This window comes from Ruegeria sp. HKCCD7559 (assembly GCF_013110575.1).
In the GTDB taxonomy this organism is placed as follows: Bacteria; Pseudomonadota; Alphaproteobacteria; order Rhodobacterales; family Rhodobacteraceae; genus Ruegeria.
In genome coordinates, this window is sequence record NZ_WVQU01000026.1 from 1 (window position 1) to 1,273 (window position 1,273).

At 63.0% G+C, this 1,273-nt stretch carries 1 protein-coding gene; it reads left to right on the forward strand.

Features of this window, described 5'->3' with window-relative positions; translation table 11 throughout:
- On the forward strand, positions 1–1,273 hold a 1,273-nt coding region (gene glyA, locus GS605_RS20935), incomplete at its 5' end, for a serine hydroxymethyltransferase (RefSeq protein ID WP_253283377.1).

Sequence of the window (1,273 nt, forward strand, 5' to 3'; positions counted from 1 at the left end):
CGGATTTTTCACCCAGTCCCTTTCTGATCGTGATCCCGAGCTTTTTGGCTCGATCACGTCGGAACTGGGTCGTCAGCGCGACGAGATCGAGCTGATCGCGTCCGAGAATATCGTCTCTGCCGCCGTGATGGAGGCGCAGGGCTCGGTGATGACCAACAAATACGCCGAAGGCTATCCCGGCCGCCGCTACTATGGCGGCTGCCAGTTCGTCGACATCGCCGAAAACCTGGCCATCGACCGCGCCAAGCAGCTGTTCGGCTGTGAATTCGCCAACGTGCAGCCCAATTCCGGCTCTCAGGCCAACCAGGGCGTGTTTCAGGCGCTGATCAAGCCCGGCGACACCATTCTGGGCATGAGCCTGGATGCCGGCGGTCACCTGACCCACGGCGCCCGCCCGAACCAGTCGGGCAAGTGGTTCAACGCGGTGCAATACGGCGTGCGCCAGCAGGACAACATGCTGGATTATGATCAGGTCGAGGCGCTGGCGAAAGAGCACCAGCCCAAGCTGATCATCGCCGGCGGTTCGGCCATCCCGCGCCAGATCGACTTTGCCCGCATGCGTCAGATTGCCGACATGGTCGGTGCCTATCTGCACGTGGACATGGCGCATTTTGCCGGTCTGGTTGCGGCGGGCGAACATCCCAGCCCCTTCCCACATGCGCATGTGGCCACCACCACCACGCACAAGACCCTGCGCGGCCCGCGCGGCGGCATGATCCTGACCAATGATGAAGATATCGCCAAGAAAGTGAACTCGGCCATCTTCCCCGGCATTCAGGGCGGCCCGCTGATGCATGTGATCGCGGCCAAGGCCGTGGCCTTTGGCGAGGCGCTGCGGCCCGAGTTCAAGGACTATGTCAAGCAGGTGATCACCAACGCCCAGGCGCTGTCGGATCAGCTGATCAAGGGCGGTCTGGACACGGTGACCCACGGCACCGACACCCATGTGGTGCTGGTCGACCTGCGCCCCAAAGGCGTCAAGGGCAACGCCACCGAAAAGGCCTTGGGCCGGGCGCATATCACCTGCAACAAGAACGGTGTGCCGTTTGATCCGGAAAAGCCGACCATCACGTCGGGCATCCGTCTGGGTTCGCCCGCCGGCACCACCCGCGGCTTCGGCGAGGTCGAATTCCGCCAGATCGCCGACTGGATCATCGAAGTGGTCGACGGCCTGGCCGCCAATGGCGAAGACGGCAACGGCGCCGTCGAAGCCAAGGTCAAGGCCGAGGTCGCAGACCTCTGCGCCAAATTCCCGATCTATCCGAACCTGTAA